Below are 20,323 nucleotides of genomic sequence, written 5' to 3'. Positions count from 1 at the left end.
AAAGCCTTGTAATCATATGATTTACAAGGCTTTTGTTTTTTAGTTGACAAAATCGTTGACAGTTCTTAAGAATTTAGGATTGAGAAATACCTGATATAAACGTTTCAACGAAATTTAGGATTTTTGAAGTCACTCTTTCGGATTTTGCTTTTCGTTCTTTCAAACTTGGTCTTTGATTCATCAAATCCACAATATCATCACGTAAAGGCTTCTTTTCCGTAAATAAATAATCACCAATGACCTTTTCTAGTTTGGTGGCATCTAGGTCTTCTTTCTCGCTGAGGTCTTTTATTGCTCTCAATTTTTCTAGACTGATAAAGCTTGCAAACTCATCACTTATATCTTCAGAATCTTCAATTAGTGGTAAGTGTTGGTTTATAAACTTCTCTATAAGTTCTCGCTTGCTTCTGAGCTTTGTGTCTCCTGCAATAATATCGTAAATGGCTTTTTCCTGCTGTTCTTTATCCTCTGGTGTTGCATCCTTTAGTTTTGCTAGTAGTTTTAAAATATATGCAACATTAATCTCATCACGGTGTATTAGCTCCAGCTCAAAATCTATATCCTGAAGTATGGACACTTTTTCTTTTGCATCGTGGCTCTTTACTTTATCGTATAAATCCAGATACTTGCTTTTGTAATCTTCAAACGTTTGTTCGTTTACACTGAGGTCATCAAACGTAAACTCAGTAAATGTGCCTAGAATGTTTTTTAAACGCATTAGCTCTCTAAATGCTTTCGCAAAAGCCAGCTCTTCCTCTTCGTCCTTTAAATTGTTCACACTGTTGACTGTAGGTGCGATTTGTAACAATGCAATAAAAGCTGCGTTCATCTTCTCAACGTACTCTTCGTAGGGCTGCATTATGATTTCATCCTTAGCATTTATGTTAGAGAACAGGCTAATGGCTTCATCCGTGTTTTCTTTTAGGTTTCTAAATGCAACGATATTTCCCTGTGACTTCAGTTCGTTTAAAACCCTATTGGTTCTAGAATACGCCTGTATTAAACCGTGGTACTTTAAATTTTTGTCTACGTAAATAGTGTTGAGTGCCTTACTATCAAAACCTGTAAGAAACATATTGACCACCAGTAAAATATCTACCTGCTTGTGCTTTACTCGCTTTGCGATGTCATTGTAGTAGTTATAGAATGACCGTGAATCTTTTGTACTGTAGTTCGTACCAAACATTTTATTATAGTCACCGATAAAACCTTCTAAGTGTTCTCTCGCGTGCTGGTTTTTTTCAGCTGTTCCATATTTTGCTGATGGTTCAGCTGCCATTGAAAACTCTTCATCTGTCCATGTGTCACCAACCGCTTCACTATCTTCTTCATTTGCTTGGTACGAGAAAATCGTTGCTATGCGTAAATTGTGTTCTCCAGCTTCCTTTTTCTGTTGAAATAGGTTGTAGTACTTGATTAAGGTATCAACGTTACTCACACAAAATATTGCTGTGAACTCTCGACTGTGAGTTTTTCTATTATGGTTTGCTATGATATAGTTAGTAATAGCATCCAAACGTTCAGGTGCTTCCATTACTTCCTTCTCATCAATCGCTTCTACCTCGATATCCTGAATACCGTCTTTCTTTTTGAATGTTTGGATATACTCAACTGAGAATTTTAGTACGTTCTCGTCACGAATGGCATCAGTAATTACATACTTGTGCAAATCTTTGTTGAATAACATTGCAGTGGTACGCTTGCCGTATTCGTTCTTTCCTGCGTTTGGTTCAAAGATTGGTGTACCTGTAAAGCCAAACATCTGACTATTCTCGAAAAATCCTTTAATCGCTTCGTGTGTTTTACCAAATTGCGAACGGTGACACTCATCAAAAATGAATACGACACGCTTGTCTCTTAGCGATTCCATTTTTTTTATATGGCGTGACTTGGTGACTGCGGTATTGAGCTTCTGTATAGTAGTTACTATCAGCTTAGAATCTCCAGTTAATTGCTTTACTAATGTTGAGGTATCATTTGTACCGTCAATGCTGCCTTTACTGAAACTATTAAACTCTTTGGTAGTCTGATAATCTAAATCCTTCCTGTCTACCACAAAAACCACTTTGTGTACTTGTGGCATTTGTGTAAGTATCTGACTTGTCTTAAACGATGTCAAAGTCTTACCTGAACCAGTGGTGTGCCAGACGTAACCGTTTTTAGTTGTGGTTTTAACGGTATCAATAATGACTTCTACTGCGTAAAACTGATACGGACGTAATACCATTAAGTAACGTCCCGACTCATTCATCACAACATACTTACATATCATTTTTGATACGTGACACGGCTCTAGGAATATCTCAGAAAAGTCTGCGAGCTGTGTGATGAGTTTGTTTTTAGTATCTGTCCAGTAAAATGTTTGTTTAAACGAACGAGCTTTAATAGGACTGTTTGCGTAGTACTTCGTATTTACTCCGTTGCTTATTACAAACAACTGTATAAACTGAAACAAACCAGCACCAGCTCCAAAACTGTGACGCTCGTAGCGGTTAATCTGATTAAAGGCTTCTTTGAGTTCTAAACCTCTACGTTTAAGCTCAATTTGCACTAACGGCAAACCGTTTATCAGAATCGTAACATCGTAACGGTTCTTGTATTTTCCTTCTATAGTGACTTGCTGTGTCACCTGATACTGGTTTCTACACCAATGTATCTGGTTGATGAGTTCTATGGTTTTGTTCTCTCCCTTGTCATTTACGTAGGGTACACGGTCACGTAGAATTTTTGCACGGTCAAAAATTGACCCTTTGTTGATGTAATTAAGTATTTGCTTAAAATCTTGCTCCGATAATGTGACTTTATTATGCTTTTCTAGTTGCGCTTTTAAATTGGACAACATAGAAACCTCATCGACTAACTCGACCTTTTTGTAGCCTAGTGCAACTAGCTGTGTAACTAGGTTGTTTTCTAATATTTGTTCTGGTTGTGTTGTCATCTATTTGTATTTCCTAAATGCTTGTATGATTTGATAGATACCATAACCTATAAAAATTCGTCCTACGAAATCTAAAATGTAAAAACCTTGACTAGGACTTTCATCTACCGCTTTCATAAAATCAAATCTGTGCGTTGGGTTTAAGTATTGGACAAAGTATTGCCATTGCCATTTTGAGATGTCAGTAGTAAGCTCAAAGTTTCCTATATAGGAAAGCATCCAAGTGAAAAATAAACCTCCGATGCTTGCAGTGAATATGAATGCTAAAATGTAGGATTGACCGAACCAGTTGGATATCGCATTAAGCGACAATACTATAATATTCGATATTGGTCTGCTGAATGTATGACCGTTTACTAGCTTTTTCCAAGACTCTTTCAAAAGTGTTTTGTTTTCCATCACTCTGTATGGTACGGCATCTATAAAGTTTTTCTGAGACTCTAGTTGACTTTTGAGTATGCGGTATGTTTCCCTCTTGTTCTCAATAGGTATGATATGTCCAGTTGTAACAGCTGCATCATATATTTTCTCATACGCATCGTTATACTCAAGACTTTTGTCTGCTTCTATAGCTTTATTCGTCTCTTTATAGATTTTTCCAAATGAATTGTAGTCATCCATTTTAAAATCATAAACGCTTATTTGACCTGCAATGATGGCTAGTGATAGGTCAAACCCTTTTTCTGGATTTGTACCACGTAAAATCATTAGCTTATCAATCAAAGTATATGTAAACAGGGCATTCTCTTTAAATGTGGATGCAGAAAAGACAACAGTGCTTAAAAAATCTGTTTTGTAAAATGTAGTAGGCTTATAAAAAGTACATTTCCAAAAATCTGCTAAATCCTTGAAAGTAGTGTTACGGAAATTGACGTCACCGTGAAAGTGACAATTGCGGAATTTCACTTTACAATCTAGTGTAGACTCTTCAGCTACAATATCACCATAAAAATGGCAATCAATGAATTCAAATACAGTATTATGTAAGACCTTGCCATCATCATTAGTCATCGGTCCGCAGGTATTTAAAAGCAATTCAACGTTGAAATTAGAATCAATAATCTCTACAGATTTTTTATAAATATGGTCGTTTCTTAAAGCAGCAGTGCTATATGGTAGAGTAACACTTACGTTTATATCACAATCATTTAACTCATTGTGCCTAAACGCTGTTTCAAATTCTTCATCTGTATTTATTGGTTGCTTACTCATTCTTCTTCGTCGTTTTGCGATAGCATCCCTGCAATCATTTTAATCCGTGATATAGCAAACCCAATTTTTTCTTTACGCTCCTTAAAGCTAGGTCTTTCCTTTAAGATTTTTATAGCTTCATCAGGTAAAGGGTCTTTGTCAGTAAAAAGGTATTCAGCTATAACATTTTTAGACTCCAAGAAATTAAATTGATAATTATCAGTTAGTCCTTTCAACATCTCTAAGCGTTTAGCTGTCCAAAACGAATCTTCATTAAAATTGCTACTTAAAATTTTCAGATTTTCTTCGTCTACTTTTGATTTTGTACCCTGTTCCTCTTTCGGTTTATCTTCCTTCTCTTCTTGCAGCTCCTCTGTACTTCTTAAATATTCATCTGAATACCTATTCTCGTACTCATCATAATCATTATCATACAATACCTTACTATATGTAGCTTTAGCAATAGGAAAATCAGGCTGTGAATCATCCAACCAAGTGTTATAACCCTCTAATTTTTCACTGTAATAATCGAGTTCTCCATCACTTTCTTGGTCTATTTCAAAATAATGCTTCAACGTGTATGACACTATTAAGTTTGTCATATTCACTATCATATCAGCAAACTCTGGTGTGCTTTCAACTAATTTAGGCACTGACTTACCGTGTGAGATGTCCCCTCTTTCCGTCCTGATACTTTGCGTGATATTTATGATTTGTCCACTGGCTTGAACAAAACCACTTTCAAAATCTTCTGAGTTATCTGAAATCTTTTTTAAGGCTTCTTTAAAAAACCATTGTACGGAACGAGGATTTCTACCTGTTGTTTCTCGCTTTTCATCAAAGGTTACATCTAAATTATTGAGTATTGTTTTTGAAACTCCTTCTATGAGTGACTTACAGGTTTCTATTGCAATATCTGGATTTTCACGTCTGTTTTCCTCAATCTTTTCTATATGTAATTGATAATATTGAAAATCTGGATGACTTTTATAATGTAGTTTTATTAAATTCTTTACGTTTTCCATAACTACACAAACATTTTTTGAAGACAAGCAGTTTTGAAATCATTAATATTTTCGATTGAACTTACAATTGCCACAATTTTGGTGTCAATGTTTTCGACAAATCTTGATATTTTATTCTGCTCAGATATATCAGGATATGGAATTTTCTCATTTTGAAACTCTGAAATCCAGTAACGTTTATGCTCACCTAAAGGAAAGTTTATTCTGGACATTGCTTCAAAAACAAACTTAATATTAACAGTGTCATCTTTTTTTACAAGCATTTTCATTGCAGACGATTTTGCCTTAAATCGAAAATCTACGTACTTATAAGCTGTTGTAAAGTCATCAAAAATTATCGTAGGTAACTCTTCTTCAAAAATACCCTCAGTTTCATCTGTATATCCTAAAATGAAAGTTTTACCAGCCGTTAACACTGGTGTTTCATATTTGTCATCATACTCGGTAGAGTTCACTAAATATGGTGTAGGCTGTCGATAATCTAACACCTCCGACAATGTTTTCTCTTGCCACTCTGGAAAATCACTACCATCATCTTGCTTAAAGCGTATTTCTTGTGAAAATAGCTTTTGCATTATGCTGGTTTTGTAATCTTCTAAGGCATCTTTTTTGGCTTTGAGTAGTTTGATGCGTTTATCTATAGCTTTGAGGAAATTGGCTATTTTTTGTTGTTCTGCTGGTTCTGGTATGTATAGCGGTATTTCACCTAGTCTATTTTTAGACAAACCAAGTACTTTAGTTCCTTGTGCTATACGCATTATCTCATACCTTGCTTTGTAGGTATTCAGTAAAAATGCAAAGAAACCTTCAGCAACCTCATCATCTTCTCTTCTTGCAAGAAAAGTGTGTAAACCTGCTAAAAGGCGTTCATTGTTTGTGTTTATTACCTCGATAGCTTTTCCAATATCAGCATAATCTTCTGAAGCATCTGCAATGACTAAATCACCTTTTTGCACATAATTTTCATCATCGATGTTATCAATATTAACGTCATCATTTATGAATGGTACTTTTTCTATTGTTACGTCAAATAATAGGTCAAATTCTGTATGTATGTCTCCGTAATGAATATTCTTTACTGTTCCAGCTTCATAGTTAAGTTTATCCCTAGAAAGTGAATTTGTGGGTTTGAATGAATAATGAGAATCGAACGTTGTCTCGCCCCAATCTCCATCAAACTCAGGAAAACGCAGCTCTGGCTTTAGTTGTTCTGACATAGCGAGCTGGTTTTTTGCGTGAGGGATAGAAACGGCATCCTTTTGTGAGTATGCGAACAAAAAATATAGTGGATAGCCCGACCTGATAAGGTCACGCCCAAATAGTTGTTATACTTCATCTAAAAAGGCGTTGCGATATTTAATTCTTCACAATAGCCTGCGATTTCTTCATCTACTTCGGCTAGTTGTACATCTATATTTTTGAGTCTTGCTGTCACTTCATCTAGATTAATGATAACCTCATCTTCAAACGTATCTACATAACGAGGCATATTGAGGTTGTAATCGTTATCACGTATTTCTTGTATAGTGACTACGCTGCTGTATTTGCCCTTCTCGGTTCTATTTCGGTAGGTTTCTACAATTTCCATAACGTCCTGCTCTCGCAGTTCGTTCTGGTTCTTTACCTTTTCGTAATGGTCTTCACCACTGGCATCAATAAACATTATGGTATCATTTGCCTCACGGCATTTTTTGAGTACCAGAATACAGGTAGGAATGGATGTACCGTAAAATATATTGGCTGGTAAACCTATAACGGCATCTAGTGCGTTAAGTTCCTCGATGAGGTACTTGCGTATTACGTGTTCTGCTGCGCCACGATATAGGACACCGTGAGGCAATACACACGCCATTGTGCCATTATCTGCTAGCTGGTAATACATATGCGTTACAAATGCATAATCTGCCTTTGTGTTAGGTGCTAGCTTCCCGAACTGACTGAAACGTTCGTCTGTACTATTGAGTGGATTTTTATTCCCTTTCCAATGTGCTGAAAACGGTGGATTTGCCACAATCGCCTCAAAACGATACTCTAGGTGCTGCGGTTCTTCTAGTGTGTTTTCCTGACGTATATCAAACTGACGATAATGCACATCGTGCAGTATCATATTCATACGTGCGAGGTTGTAGGTGGTACGGTTTAATTCCTGACCGTAGAACTCGCTCACGTCTGCTTCTTTGGCTACACGTAACAGTAACGAACCCGAACCACAGGTTGGGTCATATACTGATTTTACTTTGGTTTTTCCTGTAGTTACAATTTTTGCTAGTATGGTAGATACCTGTTGAGGTGTATAGAATTCCCCAGCGGTTTTACCAGCTCCAGCTGCAAATTTACCGATTAGAAACTCATACGCATCACCTAATACATCGCTCTCGATATCTTCTAATCTAAAATCGATTTCATCTAAAGCATTGATAATCTTTACGATAATTTCGTTTCTTGCACCTACGGTACGCCCTAGCTTTGTTGAGGTTAGGTCTAAGTCTTCAAAAAGTGCTTCAAAATCATCTTGAGACTCGCTGTCCATCGTGCTTTGCTCGATATGTCTTAGGATTTCTTGAAGGTCATCAAGTATGTACGTGCTTTCTCCTTCTACCTTTGAGCTTCCTTTGCTAGCTACTGCTGCAAATAACTCTTCAGGTTTGAGGTAGTACCCTAATTTGATAAGCGACTCTTCACGGATTGCATCAAGTGTTTCAGCATCAGTTACTTGTGTGAAATCAGTAACTTCCTCACCTTCAAGTAGTTGATTTGCATAAAGCTCCTGTTTTTCAGATAGATACTTAAAAAATATGAATCCTAGTATGTAATCGCGGTAATCATCTGGATTCATTTTACCTCTTAGGAGGTTTGCTATTTCCCAGAGTTTACGCTGTAGGAGTTGTTTTTGTTCTTCTGACATTGATCGTATTTATTTTCAACGCTAAAAATACCATTTTAACACCAACTTTTACAAGAATATTTTTTCCCCAAACTATAATTTCTTCTTTTTTATTCATAAAAACAATACATAGTAAGGTTTTACCGTATACATAGATCACAGATATACATTTATATTTGTACTTTTTTATACTTAGCCATATATGAGTTTTACAGCAAAACTGCTCTTTGATGATCAAGAAATTAATATTCTTGATTTTTCATACACTTTTAAACAAGAAAGTGATTATAATGGAAACCCATCTTCCAAACCTCAATTCGCAGGGTTATCTGTGATCATAGAATCTACAAAAGATGCAGAGTTGTTAGAATGGATGGTAGATCCATTTATGTCTAAGCAACTAAAAATACGTGTAGAACCTAGAGCCCTTAACGGTAAAGGAAGAACTTTAGAGTTTATTGATGCTTGTTGTGTTGATTATGCGGAGCAATTTACTAGCGATAGTGAAAATCCAATGACCATTAATCTAAATATTACCTCAGCTGGAATGAAAGAAGGCACTGCGGAGTTCTCAGAATACTGGAGAGTCACCTACCCAAATACCGCAGCGGTTTCTAACAACGAAGAATCAGATAATCAACCAAGAATTGTAGAGTATTATATCACTGATACTAATAATAAAAGAATAGAAGAAACTGTGGTTGGAGAAACTATTTTACTAAATATTGATTCAAGAAATCTAATCGGTGAGAAATTGACAATTAATCTAGATGATCAAACGGTAGACTTTAAATACAATGGTGAAATACTATTTAATGATACCCTAACCGATTATGAAATCTCTAGTAACCTTGAAAAAATTGAACTAGAAGTAATAAAGCAACAAAACTAATGGGAACAAACACTTTTAAATTACAAGTTGCAGGAATCACTAAAACCGCTAGTATAGAGGTTGTGGAAGATATTACGTTTACGGTTCATTTTGAGCGTAAAAAAGACTATGATGGTGAATTTGGCTTTGACTGGATGCGTGAGAATTATAGTGAGATTTCTAATAATTACGAAGAACTAAAAAAAGAATACAAAGATGCTCAAATTAATGGTTCAGAATATTTCGTACCATATTTGAGTATGTTGCCAAATCAAGATGATGTTGTATTCAATTTAAAGCTAGAAGTCCTCGAAGGAAAAGCTCGTAAAGATGATATTATAAAATTTCCTGCTAAGGATGGTATAAAATTTGAACCAAATGAAATATCTCTTAAAGATTTGCAAAAGGAACAAGAAGCAGTCGATGGTGAAAAAGCCAAAGGTTATGATGGAGACGTTTCTTCTATAAGTCGAACCGAGGTAAAAGTTATTTGTGAAAATACATTAAGCCAAGATACAAGTATTGAGCTATTGGATAAGAATGATAATGTAGTTGGGGAGATTATTGTGATAAAAAATGATGAGGTTTTAGACTTATCTGTTCATTTTGTTAGAGTTAAAGGGAATGAACCAAATAATACATACAACGACCGTACTTTTAATGGATTTAATGAAAATAAAATAATTGAACTATTATCTAAGAAATCTTTAAACCAAGCATTGATAAATGTAACATTAGATAACGTTTCAGAAATAATTTTGGATGTTGAAGATTTAAAAGAAAAAGGAGTGTTGATGGATTCTGGAGGAAATATTCCTAGATTTTATGAGGAAAAACATGATTTTCGTAAAACAATAGATGAGTTATTCAAACAGCAAAATCCTAATTTTAGAGGTGCTGTATATTACTTAAGTGCAATTCCCCCTGATGGTAGACAAGGAGGACATGCAGCAGTGTATCCCAAAGAATCAGACTCAATAGTAGTTGCTCCCGATCAAATAGGTATCAATGCAAAATCAACATTTGTTCATGAGCTTGGTCACTTATTAGGTTTGTTACATTCTTTCGAAGAGGGAACTAAGGCTAAATATGACAGACTAATTGCAAGTAGAAAGGCTAAAATTGAAGAGTATCGTACTAAAGAAAACGTTAAAATTCGATATGAAGGACAAGTAATAACCAGTTCTGAATATATTGATATTTTACAAAGACAAATTGATCAATTGAATAGTATTGTAGAGAATAATGAGTTTAAATTTAAGCAATCTGGAACTGACAATTTTATGGACTATTATAATTCAAATCCTGTTGCATTCAACAAATGGCAATGGGATATAATGAGAGAAGAAATAAAACAATACCATGGTTAAAAAGATCACATTTCTTTTAATTTTAGTAGTTACGCTACAAGGATATTCTCAAAACAAATTCCCAGAGCGTTTTACTACTTTAATTGATTTTGAATTTAATGATATCGTAAGTGATACTACTAAAGGGCTACCAGATGGTAGATATTATACTAAAAAGCAACTTCCAGACGGTACAGTAGCATTCATAAAAACAATAGCGTACAAAAACAACAAAAAACATGGTGAGGCACTAACTTTTATGAAAGGACTAGGAATCATGTTTCTTGCTAATGTCACCAACTATTGCAAAGGAAAAAAAGACGGATATTACTTTGAAACTGATAACCATACGTATTCAAAACAGGGATATTACAAAAAAGACAAAAAGCACGGTTATTGGGAAATAAGTGAAAATGACACTCACGAAAATATCAACTATAAAAATGGATTAAAATCTGGTGCTTATTCTAGTGAAGACAACTTGTCTGGTATTCATATTAAAGGACAATATAAAAAGGACAAAAAAGATGGTGTTTGGATCATAAAGGATACTACTATTGAAGAAGTAACTAAAGAAGTTTATAAAAATGGTAAACTAATTTCATCAGAGGACTAAAGATGAGGTTATTATTCATAATTATCATATGTAGCCTCACTTCATGTAAAAATAATACAACAATTGATCCTCCACCAATTGAGAAAATTGAAGAGACTATTGAAATCCAAGATGATTACAAATAAATTGGTAATGAATTTATTACAGGTAAGGTTATTCATAACGATTCTACCACAACCGATTTAGTAGCTATCAAACTAACCATGAACGATTCTATATGTGTTAACTCTTATGGGAATTTTGATGGAGTTTTTTCCTTTAATTATGATAGTTCAATGATCAATGACAACAGTAATATTCAATTTGTATTCCGCGATTATGCAATTAAAAAAATCTTTTTTGTTAATTTCTTAAAGAACAAAACAATTCAACTGGATAAAAATGGTGCGTTAGTAACACATGAAGAGTACAAAAGATTTTATGAATCCATTAGAAATTGTACTAGATAAACTAAAAGTTTTCAAATTCAGCATTAATGGCGTATACCTAATCTTTCCTCAATTTCAAAATCATGTAAACTATGAAGCTCTCCAAATCCGATTTCTCCAGTCGCTAATGCTTTATCCAATCGAAAACTCCAATAAGAATTATATGATCCTCCTTTTAACCAGATATCAATAACTTGCTTATTGCAATGAAATGTATGCTCAACTTTGTGTACATAAAAATATTCAATATTGATTTTAGCTTTTAGAAATGAAAACTTTACCGTCTCCCCTTCTCTAGGAATATACTGTAAATTATCACATCTAAAAGAAGCCCAATTTTTCAGATACTCTGCATTAACATAGATTTCAATAGAAGGAAAACTAAAAATATGCCCAGTTTCGTAATCAAAAAGGTCTTCATACATTTCTTTTAATAGTTTTCTAACCTTTTGACTGGATAAACCTGTTCCAACCTCAACTTCTTTTAATGTGGGATAAGGTAAGTCATCATCATTAAAATAGTCCTTGGCGCAAATAAAATCTACCACCTCTTTATAGGTATCATCATTTTTATAGTATTCCTTTATTTGTGGTTGAATTGAAATAAGGTCAATAAGAATTCTCTTTATAGATATTTTCTGTTTCATGGTTAATAGAATTATTGTTATATCTAAAATACAGATTAACTCTAATTAATATAAACTGGTATCTATTGAATTCTGAAGGAGATACTCTAATTTAACGTCTAGTTCATAATCGGTCAAATATTCACCAGTACTTTCATTAACCCAATCCATTTTATCGATTCTATATTTCCATAATTCATAATCCCCAACTGACTGAGCGGTAGTGCTATTTTCAATCTCCATATCTTTTAGTTTAAAACCAAAACTTTTAAATAACTGACGGTGTTCAAAAGCCTTGTAAATAACATGTAGCCCTTTTGCATAAATGCTTAATCCGTTTAAATCTCCTCTCGTTCTCCTTCTCTTTTTATTGGGATCTGGATCACTTAACATTTTAGCTCCGTATTTAATAACTTCAATTAATCCCTTTTCTACATTTCTGATTTTAGATACATCTTGACCTTTCTCCGCAGCATTATATTCACCATTCTTATTCCACTCCTTCTTCCATTCCTGTTTAATATACAAAGCTGTTTGTCTATTTGGTGTAATAATATGATAATGTGGATTATACCACCTACTGGTAGCATTGAAATTACATTCTAAAGATTTAATACCTTTAATTTTCATTCCTTTCCCCCTTCTATTCCTCTTATTACATCTATCTTTAATTCTTGTGAACGCCCTTACCATCTCATCTATTCTTGGAGCCAATTGATTAGCCTTGACAGTTCTTAGCGTAAGGGTTAATAGATGAGGTTCTTCCCATTTAATTAATTCTGAATAATATTTATTTAGCAACTCAGCCTTTCTTATTCCATTGCAAGTTGAGCACCATCTGTTCTTGCATAAATCAGTATATACTTTATCCTTATAACTGATGAACTTATTTTGACAATGATAGGTATTCCAATATTTTTTTATCCAATCTTTATCATCACACTCCTTTGCTACATCAACTAATGCCATAACAAGAGCGTTGGTAATTACTTTTTTATTTGCTCTTTTTAACAATGAAGGATTATTTTTTAAATCTGTTCCGACTCCTTTAATTACAACACTTTTGGTAATATCGGTATTGTAGGCTGTCCCATCTTGTGCTAATGTATAGATATTTCTCATCTGCAAAACTCATTTGATATGGATAAAAAAAAGGTTAAGCCCTTTTGTATTTCAGCGACTTAACCTCCTTTAGAGAATCTTCTACATCAGTTCTTTTTATCAATAAGATTCTACCTACTTTTTGAGCAGGAAGAAACCCTCTTTTGATATAATTGTGTACAGATTGTTCTGATACCTTCAAAAGCTCAGCAGTTTCTTTTACGGTAAGATTTTCTGGTTTTTCTTCCTCTATTGGTTTATGCTTTATTTCCAATAAAAGACTTTCGATGTTTGACAATCTCTGATTGATTGTCTCAAATGGATTACTCATTGCTCCTGTATTTTCTGATTCAACAGGTGCAATTTATTTTTTATGCTATAGTAGTACTCTCAATAGTTACTATGTAGTAGGTACTACGAGTTTAATTCTATTAATTTAAGCTCATCTTTTGCTAATTTTAATGCTTCTTGGCAATCCTGAAGCATATTTTCAACCACGTAACTTAAATTTCGTTTTTTCTTCTTTTTCAATCTCTCATTTCTATCCAAACAAACTACGTTATATGTCGTTTGTATATTTTTCCAATTCCTATCGTACTTCTCTCCGATCTCTTTCCAAGCTTTATCTGACGGGAATGGGTTTTCTAAGAGTAACGTTTTAGTCTCACTAAGGTAAAATATACAATACGCTATATCTGTTCTGTTTGGTCTACTAGTATTTGTATTTTCGCGTTCTGGCTTTTTATTTATGAGTGGTTCTATTTCTTTTAAAAATTGTTTTTCGGTCTTGAACCATTTTTTAAGAGTCTTTATATATTCATATTTAGTCTTGTTGACAGATAAATTAATTTCATCCAGTTCCAATTTCCTATTTGCCAAGATTAAATCTAATTGAATTTTTTCAGTATTACTTAGTTTGCCATTCTCAAAAAGATAAAAACCATTAATATTTGAAATAATAGAAGATGTAGTATCGGTCAAAAACTTTATAAGACTTTCCTTAGTATGCAATTCTCTTACGGTTGTTTTCAAATAACTATTATACCTTTTTCTACTGTTGAAAATTGGTAATGTTAGTTTAAATTTCTCCTTTAAATGTTTAAAATAACTCAACTCAAATGGAAATAATTTATACCAATCGTTATAAGTGGAAAGAAGTAAATTAATGTTTTTACTCTTCTGCTCTTGATTTTCAAAGTAAGATTCTAGATAACTAATAACTTTATTTAATCTTTTATCAATTAATTTTACTGAAATATCGGTGGATCTAAGGTTACCCAGTTTAGGTTTTATCAAATGAAGTAAGCATGAAAAATAATTTCCTAATTCAAATGCAAGACCATATTTTGGAGGAAGACAGCCATAACTCAAAATACAATAATCAATATAATTCGTTATTTCTTCATACCAATTATCACTATCAATATGTTGAATTATTTGATGATAACTAAACATAATTTTATCAGCAGCCCAAAGTGGTGCATCTTCATAATCATTAATATTAAAATCATTTAATTCATTCAACTTTGAATGTCTTGTACAACAGTTTGGAAAAACATTCAATTGTTCTTTAAACTCTTTAACTAATAATTCATGATGCTTTCTGCAACTATTACAGTTTTCCAAATTGTGATCTGTTTCAGGCTTTATCACTGGATAAGGTTTTTCATAAAAACCACCAGTAAAAACAACTATACTTTCATCACAAACATCAATCTCCTCTACTTTATCAACATAAAAAGTACTTTTTACCCCTTTCATCATCTAATTCACTTTCTTTAATGGAGTTTCCTCCAGTTTCCACACAGTTTGCATAAAATCTTTCTTATCATCATTATTAGGCTTATAGTACTTATTAAACACTTCTAAGCTCCGATGTCCTGTATACCCCATAATCACCTTATCAGGTATCTTCTTATTTTTCATTATCGTAATAAAGCTTCTGCGTGCCGTATGTGATGAAATTCGCTCATACATTGGCGTGATTTGCTCCACTAGCTCCTTCCCTATTTTTATGGTCTTCTTTATTTTCTGATGATACCCCATCAACTCAAATACTTCCTTGATATAATCATTGAATTTTTGATTTGAGATTTTAGGAAGTTTGTAATCATATTTTTTTAATAGATAAAGCGAAAAGTCGTTCAATGGAATTTCCAGAGACTTATCAATATTTTTTTGATCTCTTACTTTGATAAATCCATCCTGTATATCTTTCTTTTCAATCTTAGAGTAATTACTTATTCTCATTCCTGTAGCGCAGCCAAAAACAAATAAGTCTCTTACTTTTTCTAATCTGGGATTATTTGTTAAATCGAACTGAAATACTTCTTGAACCTGATCTAATGTCAACGCCACCTCATCAGTTTGCTGAGCTTTCGGAGCTTTGAATTTTTGAAAATCTATTTTATACGTATGCCCATTTTCATTAGCCCAATACAGAAAAGTCTTTAGCAATCCTACATTTCTTCTTAAGGTATTCGCTGAATGTCTTTTCTCATTAACGCAATAGCTTACAAATGAATTATAGAAAGCATTATTTATTTGATTGAAATGTAATTTCTTACCTATGAAAGATTGATAATCCTCTAATAGCCTTTTATTGTACTCATAACGCTTGATAGTTGTTTCAGAATTTGCTTCATCTGTATAATCATTCTTCTTCATTTCCAAAAACAAATCATATACGCTGAAAAACTTATTGGATATTGCTTTAGTTCTTTTGAACTCAATATCAAATTCATCCTTAATATTAGATATAATCAATTCTCGATTAGACAACTTATAGTTACCAACTACATCAGAAAAGAAATTAGAGTACCTATCTAACTGTCGCTTAACGATTCGGAGCTTTTCTGCTTTGGTAGTTCTTCCGTTGAGGTTTTTGGGATGCTTATTTTCAAAATCCCAATCATTAGGATGTATTAATTCTCCTGTAGAGTAGACAAATTTACGTCCTTCATTCTTAAAATATGCAGAAAACAGTATTAGGGTATCCCCGTCTTTCTTAGGTTCTTTAAGATTAAATGTACTTCTCATAACTTTTCATCAGTTGACAGAATCGTTGACAGTAAAGATATGATTTAATAGTGTTTTGAGATACTATTAGTCTATAGAGTTATCCCCAAGTTATTGACAATAAAGGATTTTACAAAAATTAACTATATCAAAACATCAAAGGTTCAAATACCTCTTTCTCCGCAAGCAAAACGCTTTAACTTATTGTTGAAGCGTTTTTTGTTTTTAAAATATTTTAATTCTCCCGATTAATATCAATTATAATTCTAAAAGAAATATAGCGAAGCATATAAACTTATGAAAGAGCTAGGATTTAAGTTTTACTAAAGCAGCACACCATTGCATAAAAACAAGGTATTCGTTTGAAAATTACAGTCGTATGTACAAAGAAGGGTATCAAAAAAAGGAAAACAACATAATACCGAAAAATAAGTAAATCTAACACACGCGAAAACATCAACAACAAAAGTGGATTAAAAGCTATAAACTATCCAAGAGAAAATAATATGCTTAATATTCATTTAAAAACCAGAAACTGGTTTTCTTTCCAAAAGAAAAAGAGAATACACTAATTCATGCAGTTGATTACAACCGCTCCCACATTTTATCAGCATTTAATCTAAATGTTCCTAGATGATCAAAGCTACACTCTGTTGGAGCAATGATCGATAAAAAGGGTTCTTCATTGCTATTGCGATATAGATGATACGTTTCTCCCACGATAGGTTCAAAAGTAAACTTAGCATTATAAACTAAATTGTTATACTCAAATTGCTCCATCAATACATCATACTGCGCTTTTAGCTCATCGTATTTTGCCTTTACCTGCTTATTTACCCTGTGTACGTTTGTATTTTTCCAAGCAACCGTATCCGGAATGGTAATTGACGGTGCTCCTACATCCGTAGCATAAGGTTTTAAGGCAGCATCATACCTTTCTTCATCTTCATTATATACTACTTGGTCTGGTTTCTTATTGCTCATTAGTTCCTTTTTGAAATTTTGTTATGTGTAATTTGTTTCTGGCGAGAACATTTAAATCTACCTTCTTCAAAAGTACGTTTTTTTGAATGCTTTGTTTTTCTTCCTTGTACCCTTTTTCTCCACATTCTAAAGCTCGAAGGTTTCATTTCTCTTCGCATTAGATTAATTACTTCTTGCTCTTTTAATCCAAATTGCATAAGGATTGCATCAAATGGTGTCCTATCTTCCCAAGCCATTTCTATGATTCTGTCAATATCACGTATGGATAATTCTTTTTGCATCTACTGTTAAATTTTTCTGTTCGGTAATGTATGTTTTTTTAGGATTCGATATCCTTCTCTTTTCACCAATGCATCATCTCGCATTTTCCAGAGTGTATCGCTCGCTCTTTTCCTAGTACTATTCATTTCGACAATAGGATATGGGTAATCTTTTCCTAATTCGAAATCATGAAATTGCTGTTCTAGTGGTGGCATTTTATAAGGTTCATGTATATAAGCAATTGGCAAATTGCTCAACTCTGGAACCCATTTTTTTATAAAAACACCTTCTGGATCATGGTCAATACTATTTTTTATGGGATTGTAAATCCTAAGCGTATTAATTCCAGTTTCTCCAGCCTGCATCTGAAGCTGAGGAAAATGAATACCTGGTTCAAAATCTAAAAACATACTAGATAAGTGAGCACTCGCCTCTTGCCATGGTTGCCAAAGATTATGCGTAAAAAAAGACACTACCAACGCACGCATTCTAAAATTTATATACCCAGTTTCCTTTAAACATCTCATACAAGCATCTACAAGAGGATAACCTGTCCTTCCCTCCTTCCAGGCAGCTTTGTATTCTTCTGATATTTGTTTTTTTAATTTCCGATATCCTTTATTAATACTTTCGAACTCCATGATATCTTCCATCTCAAATTTTTGTACAAAATGAACTTGCCATTGTAATCTAGAAGTAAAGGCATCTATTTGTTTTTTACTATCAGATGTAGCTCGTTGTTGAATAGCATATTGCCATACCTGTCGGATAGATAAGTTTCCCCAAGCCAAATATGGAGATAACCTACTACAACCTTTACGAGCTAATTCTGGTTTCGAAATATGAAAGCTATAATTCTTATACCTTCCTTTAAAAAAAGAAACTAAGTATTGATATGCTTTATTGGTACCTCCTTGTTGAAAATTAGTATCTGGTACCGTATCTAGGTTCTCGATATGAAAAACTTTCTCTAATTCACCTATTTTTTCTAATGAAATAAAACTATCAGGTTTCGGATTAAATTCAAATTGAGGTTGATTCATATAATGCTCACAGTCCTCTCTCCAACTCTCTCTGTTTTTAAGACCTCTGTGAATACCATTATTGTTATTTTCCACCCATTGAATCAAGTTATTTTTGCAAAATCTTGAAAATGCTTTATCTCTTTCATATGTCTTTCTTATTCCAGTTTCTTTATGAGAAAACACCTGATCTATTTTCCAGAATTGTTGTAGTGTTCCGATTGTATGAATAACTTCAGAAGAAACACATAGCACTTTTGTATCATATACTTTTAGCTGAGTGTTTAGATCAACTATAGACTGTTTAATAAAGTTCCAATGACGTTGACTATAGTGCTTATCCTCTTTTAAAGAATTCTCAAAAACATACAACAACAACGTAGGCGAATCCGTCGCAATTGCGTTATAAACCGCCTCGTTATCTTGCAATCTAAGATCCCGTTTAAACCAAACAATATTTACATGCTCTTTATTAGTACTCATCAGGATTTTCTATTATATGATTAGCCCTGGTTTTTAATTTGTGTAATTTTTCTTTATCCATTTTATGCAAGAGATTCAACATCATGGACATACGCTGGTTATTTTTAAAATAGTCTTGCTTCTCATCTAAAAAATTCCAGTATAAAGCGTTAAAAGGACACGCATCATCCTCATGTTTCTTAGATACTTTATACTCGCATGATTTACAATAGTTACTCATTTTATTGATATAACTACCGCTGGATACATAGGGTTTGGTCGCAACCAAACCTCCATCTGCAAATTGACTCATTCCTCTAGTATTGGTAATCTCTACCCACTCGATAGCATCTATATAAATTCCAAGATACCATTGATCCACTTCATCTGGATCGATCATAGTCAATAAAGCATAGTTACCCGTAATCATTAATCGCTGAATATGATGTGCATACGAGTCATCTAAACTTTGCTGAATGGCAGAACGTAAACAATTCATTTTAGTATTCGCCGTCCAGTAAAAATCTGGTAACTTGTTTGTATTCTGAAGTTCGTTTAGGTTTTTGTAGGCTGGCATTTGACTCCAATACATTCCTCTCATATATTCTCGCCAACCTAAAATCTGCCTTACAAATCCTTCTACTTGCGAAATATCAATTTCATCTTGTCTATCTCTCCAATATTCAATAACAGTGGTGATTACTTCCTTAGGATGTAACATTTTGCTATTCATCGCAAAAGACAACCTACTGTGAAATAAATATTTTTCTTTTACATGCATTGCATCCTGATAGTCTCCGAAGTACATTAATAAGTTTTCACAGAAATAAGTAAGCAACGAAAGACATTCTTTTCGGGAAGTTGGCCAATTAAACTGTTTCGGGTCAATATTTCCAATAGTACTAACTTCACAATCATGAATTAGCTCGACAATCTTACTTAAATCCTTTTTGAAATCTTTCTGACTGGGTATTTCCGGTTTTCCATTCCATTTTTTTCTATTACTATGATCAAAGTTCCACTTACCACCTTCTGGATCTTTTTTGGTAAGCATCATGATATCATATTTCTTGCGCATATCACGATAAAAATATTCCATGATATACTGCTTTTTACCTTCAAAAAATTTAGCAAAATCAGTTCTGGAAGTCAAAAAGTGTTCCGTATCAAATACTTCAAACTCTATGGATAGTGTTTCACAAAACTCTTTTAACTGTACATCTAGTCGATACTCGTCAGGGAGTTGATATTCGAATTTAGTAATCTTATTTTCCTTTATTATCTGCTTTAAATTGCCAACTAAGTCTTGTTTATTTTTTTTATGATCGAGTTGATAATAAACAACCTGTTTCCCTTGCTCTTTTAGCCAAGAAGAAAAGTTTCGCATACTGCTAAAAAAACCAACAACTTTTTGAATATGATGCTTGGTATAATCGGTTTCTTGCCTCATTTCTGCCATAAAGTAGCAAACATCATCTTGCTCAACCTCTTTGTACCAAGAATGCTCGTAATTTAACTGGTCGCCAAGTAGTAATCGTAATATCATA

Annotated in this window: 18 protein-coding genes; 4 read left to right on the top strand and 14 right to left on the bottom strand. The window is 33.4% G+C overall.

Annotation, left to right across the window (positions count from 1 at the left end):
* Positions 1 to 73 precede the first annotated feature (73 nt).
* From Q1A73_RS00475 to Q1A73_RS00455, 5 genes are all read right to left on the bottom strand, one after another.
* The gene (locus Q1A73_RS00475) at positions 74 to 2,938 is read right to left on the bottom strand and encodes a type I restriction endonuclease subunit R (protein WP_299600291.1); all 2,865 of its coding nucleotides are present in this window, start codon (positions 2,936 to 2,938) and stop codon (positions 74 to 76) included.
* Positions 2,939 to 4,150 carry a pentapeptide repeat-containing protein gene (locus Q1A73_RS00470; protein WP_299600289.1) on the bottom strand — a complete coding sequence of 404 codons (1,212 nt, stop codon included), beginning with the start codon at positions 4,148 to 4,150 and terminating at the stop codon, positions 2,939 to 2,941.
* The gene (locus tag Q1A73_RS00465) at positions 4,147 to 5,154 is read right to left on the bottom strand and encodes a hypothetical protein (RefSeq protein WP_299600287.1); all 1,008 of its coding nucleotides are present in this window, start codon (positions 5,152 to 5,154) and stop codon (positions 4,147 to 4,149) included. Before Q1A73_RS00465 ends, Q1A73_RS00470 begins: the two co-directional genes overlap by 4 nt.
* Before the next feature lie 2 nt (positions 5,155 to 5,156).
* Positions 5,157 to 6,371, bottom strand: coding sequence for a restriction endonuclease subunit S (locus Q1A73_RS00460; protein WP_299600285.1), 1,215 nt, complete (start codon positions 6,369 to 6,371; stop codon positions 5,157 to 5,159).
* A 119-nt stretch (positions 6,372 to 6,490) separates the two neighbouring features.
* On the bottom strand, positions 6,491 to 8,059 hold the full coding sequence (locus Q1A73_RS00455; RefSeq protein WP_299600283.1) for a type I restriction-modification system subunit M: 1,569 nt from the start codon (positions 8,057 to 8,059) through the stop codon (positions 6,491 to 6,493).
* Between the two features lie 181 nt (positions 8,060 to 8,240).
* On the opposite strand from Q1A73_RS00455, the gene tssD reads away from it, so the two are divergent.
* The 4 genes from tssD (at position 8,241) to Q1A73_RS00435 (ending at position 11,323) form a co-directional block, all read left to right on the top strand.
* Positions 8,241 to 8,930, top strand: coding sequence for a type VI secretion system tube protein TssD (gene tssD, locus Q1A73_RS00450; protein WP_299600280.1), 690 nt, complete (start codon positions 8,241 to 8,243; stop codon positions 8,928 to 8,930).
* A complete protein-coding gene (locus Q1A73_RS00445; RefSeq protein WP_299600277.1) occupies positions 8,930 to 10,279 on the top strand; it encodes a hypothetical protein in 1,350 nt (449 codons plus the stop codon). Before tssD ends, Q1A73_RS00445 begins: the two co-directional genes overlap by 1 nt.
* Positions 10,272 to 10,874, top strand: coding sequence for a hypothetical protein (locus tag Q1A73_RS00440; RefSeq protein WP_299600275.1), 603 nt, complete (start codon positions 10,272 to 10,274; stop codon positions 10,872 to 10,874). The genes Q1A73_RS00445 and Q1A73_RS00440 overlap by 8 nt, the downstream gene beginning before the upstream one ends.
* A 203-nt stretch (positions 10,875 to 11,077) precedes the next feature.
* Positions 11,078 to 11,323: a hypothetical protein gene (locus Q1A73_RS00435; RefSeq protein WP_299600272.1), complete on the top strand. Its 246-nt coding sequence runs from the start codon at positions 11,078 to 11,080 to the stop codon at positions 11,321 to 11,323.
* A 23-nt stretch (positions 11,324 to 11,346) separates the two neighbouring features.
* On the opposite strand, the gene Q1A73_RS00430 is transcribed toward Q1A73_RS00435, so the two are convergent.
* The 9 genes from Q1A73_RS00430 to Q1A73_RS00390 all read right to left on the bottom strand — a co-directional run bounded on the left by Q1A73_RS00430 (position 11,347) and on the right by Q1A73_RS00390 (position 20,322).
* The gene (locus tag Q1A73_RS00430; protein WP_299600269.1) at positions 11,347 to 11,949 is read right to left on the bottom strand and encodes a hypothetical protein; all 603 of its coding nucleotides are present in this window, start codon (positions 11,947 to 11,949) and stop codon (positions 11,347 to 11,349) included.
* A 45-nt stretch (positions 11,950 to 11,994) separates the two neighbouring features.
* Positions 11,995 to 13,050: a protein rep gene (locus Q1A73_RS00425; protein ID WP_299600266.1), complete on the bottom strand. Its 1,056-nt coding sequence runs from the start codon at positions 13,048 to 13,050 to the stop codon at positions 11,995 to 11,997.
* A gap of 34 nt (positions 13,051 to 13,084) precedes the next feature.
* The gene (locus Q1A73_RS00420; protein ID WP_299600263.1) at positions 13,085 to 13,360 is read right to left on the bottom strand and encodes a helix-turn-helix domain-containing protein; all 276 of its coding nucleotides are present in this window, start codon (positions 13,358 to 13,360) and stop codon (positions 13,085 to 13,087) included.
* Positions 13,361 to 13,443: 83 nt separating this feature from the next.
* A complete protein-coding gene (locus tag Q1A73_RS00415; protein ID WP_299600261.1) occupies positions 13,444 to 14,793 on the bottom strand; it encodes a hypothetical protein in 1,350 nt (449 codons plus the stop codon).
* A complete protein-coding gene (locus tag Q1A73_RS00410; protein ID WP_299600259.1) occupies positions 14,794 to 16,068 on the bottom strand; it encodes a tyrosine-type recombinase/integrase in 1,275 nt (424 codons plus the stop codon).
* Between the two features lie 564 nt (positions 16,069 to 16,632).
* Positions 16,633 to 17,031 carry a DUF2452 domain-containing protein gene (locus tag Q1A73_RS00405; protein WP_299600256.1) on the bottom strand — a complete coding sequence of 133 codons (399 nt, stop codon included), beginning with the start codon at positions 17,029 to 17,031 and terminating at the stop codon, positions 16,633 to 16,635.
* The gene (locus tag Q1A73_RS00400; RefSeq protein ID WP_299600253.1) at positions 17,031 to 17,312 is read right to left on the bottom strand and encodes a TIGR03643 family protein; all 282 of its coding nucleotides are present in this window, start codon (positions 17,310 to 17,312) and stop codon (positions 17,031 to 17,033) included. The genes Q1A73_RS00405 and Q1A73_RS00400 overlap by 1 nt, the downstream gene beginning before the upstream one ends.
* 6 nt (positions 17,313 to 17,318) lie before the next feature.
* Complete coding sequence (locus tag Q1A73_RS00395) at positions 17,319 to 18,797, bottom strand: FAD-binding domain-containing protein (RefSeq protein WP_299600251.1); 1,479 nt, start codon at positions 18,795 to 18,797, stop codon at positions 17,319 to 17,321.
* A complete protein-coding gene (locus Q1A73_RS00390; RefSeq protein ID WP_299600248.1) occupies positions 18,787 to 20,322 on the bottom strand; it encodes a cryptochrome/photolyase family protein in 1,536 nt (511 codons plus the stop codon). The genes Q1A73_RS00395 and Q1A73_RS00390 overlap by 11 nt, the downstream gene beginning before the upstream one ends.
* Position 20,323 lies beyond the last annotated feature (1 nt).

Origin of the sequence: uncultured Aquimarina sp., from assembly GCF_947492115.1 — a bacterium.
Lineage (GTDB): Bacteria > Bacteroidota > Bacteroidia > Flavobacteriales > Flavobacteriaceae > Aquimarina.
This window is presented reverse-complemented; position numbering and strand designations above follow the sequence as displayed.

Bases quoted from the DNA above. Each gene is read 5' to 3' on its own strand.
- Q1A73_RS00445 (WP_299600277.1), top strand. From the start codon at position 8,930: ATGGGAACAAACACTTTTAAATTACAAGTTGCAGGAATCACTAAAACC.
- Q1A73_RS00475 (WP_299600291.1), bottom strand. From the start codon at position 2,938: ATGACAACACAACCAGAACAAATATTAGAAAACAACCTAGTTACACAG.
- Q1A73_RS00390 (WP_299600248.1), bottom strand. From the start codon at position 20,322: ATGATATTACGATTACTACTTGGCGACCAGTTAAATTACGAGCATTCT.
- Q1A73_RS00440 (WP_299600275.1), top strand. From the start codon at position 10,272: ATGGTTAAAAAGATCACATTTCTTTTAATTTTAGTAGTTACGCTACAA.
- Q1A73_RS00455 (WP_299600283.1), bottom strand. From the start codon at position 8,059: ATGTCAGAAGAACAAAAACAACTCCTACAGCGTAAACTCTGGGAAATA.
- Q1A73_RS00415 (WP_299600261.1), bottom strand. From the start codon at position 14,793: ATGATGAAAGGGGTAAAAAGTACTTTTTATGTTGATAAAGTAGAGGAG.
- Q1A73_RS00470 (WP_299600289.1), bottom strand. From the start codon at position 4,150: ATGAGTAAGCAACCAATAAATACAGATGAAGAATTTGAAACAGCGTTT.
- Q1A73_RS00425 (WP_299600266.1), bottom strand. From the start codon at position 13,050: ATGAGAAATATCTATACATTAGCACAAGATGGGACAGCCTACAATACC.
- Q1A73_RS00410 (WP_299600259.1), bottom strand. From the start codon at position 16,068: ATGAGAAGTACATTTAATCTTAAAGAACCTAAGAAAGACGGGGATACC.
- Q1A73_RS00465 (WP_299600287.1), bottom strand. From the start codon at position 5,154: ATGGAAAACGTAAAGAATTTAATAAAACTACATTATAAAAGTCATCCA.
- Q1A73_RS00395 (WP_299600251.1), bottom strand. From the start codon at position 18,797: ATGAGTACTAATAAAGAGCATGTAAATATTGTTTGGTTTAAACGGGAT.
- Q1A73_RS00405 (WP_299600256.1), bottom strand. From the start codon at position 17,031: ATGAGCAATAAGAAACCAGACCAAGTAGTATATAATGAAGATGAAGAA.
- tssD (WP_299600280.1), top strand. From the start codon at position 8,241: ATGAGTTTTACAGCAAAACTGCTCTTTGATGATCAAGAAATTAATATT.
- Q1A73_RS00460 (WP_299600285.1), bottom strand. From the start codon at position 6,371: ATGTCAGAACAACTAAAGCCAGAGCTGCGTTTTCCTGAGTTTGATGGA.
- Q1A73_RS00435 (WP_299600272.1), top strand. From the start codon at position 11,078: ATGAACGATTCTATATGTGTTAACTCTTATGGGAATTTTGATGGAGTT.
- Q1A73_RS00420 (WP_299600263.1), bottom strand. From the start codon at position 13,360: ATGAGTAATCCATTTGAGACAATCAATCAGAGATTGTCAAACATCGAA.
- Q1A73_RS00430 (WP_299600269.1), bottom strand. From the start codon at position 11,949: ATGAAACAGAAAATATCTATAAAGAGAATTCTTATTGACCTTATTTCA.
- Q1A73_RS00400 (WP_299600253.1), bottom strand. From the start codon at position 17,312: ATGCAAAAAGAATTATCCATACGTGATATTGACAGAATCATAGAAATG.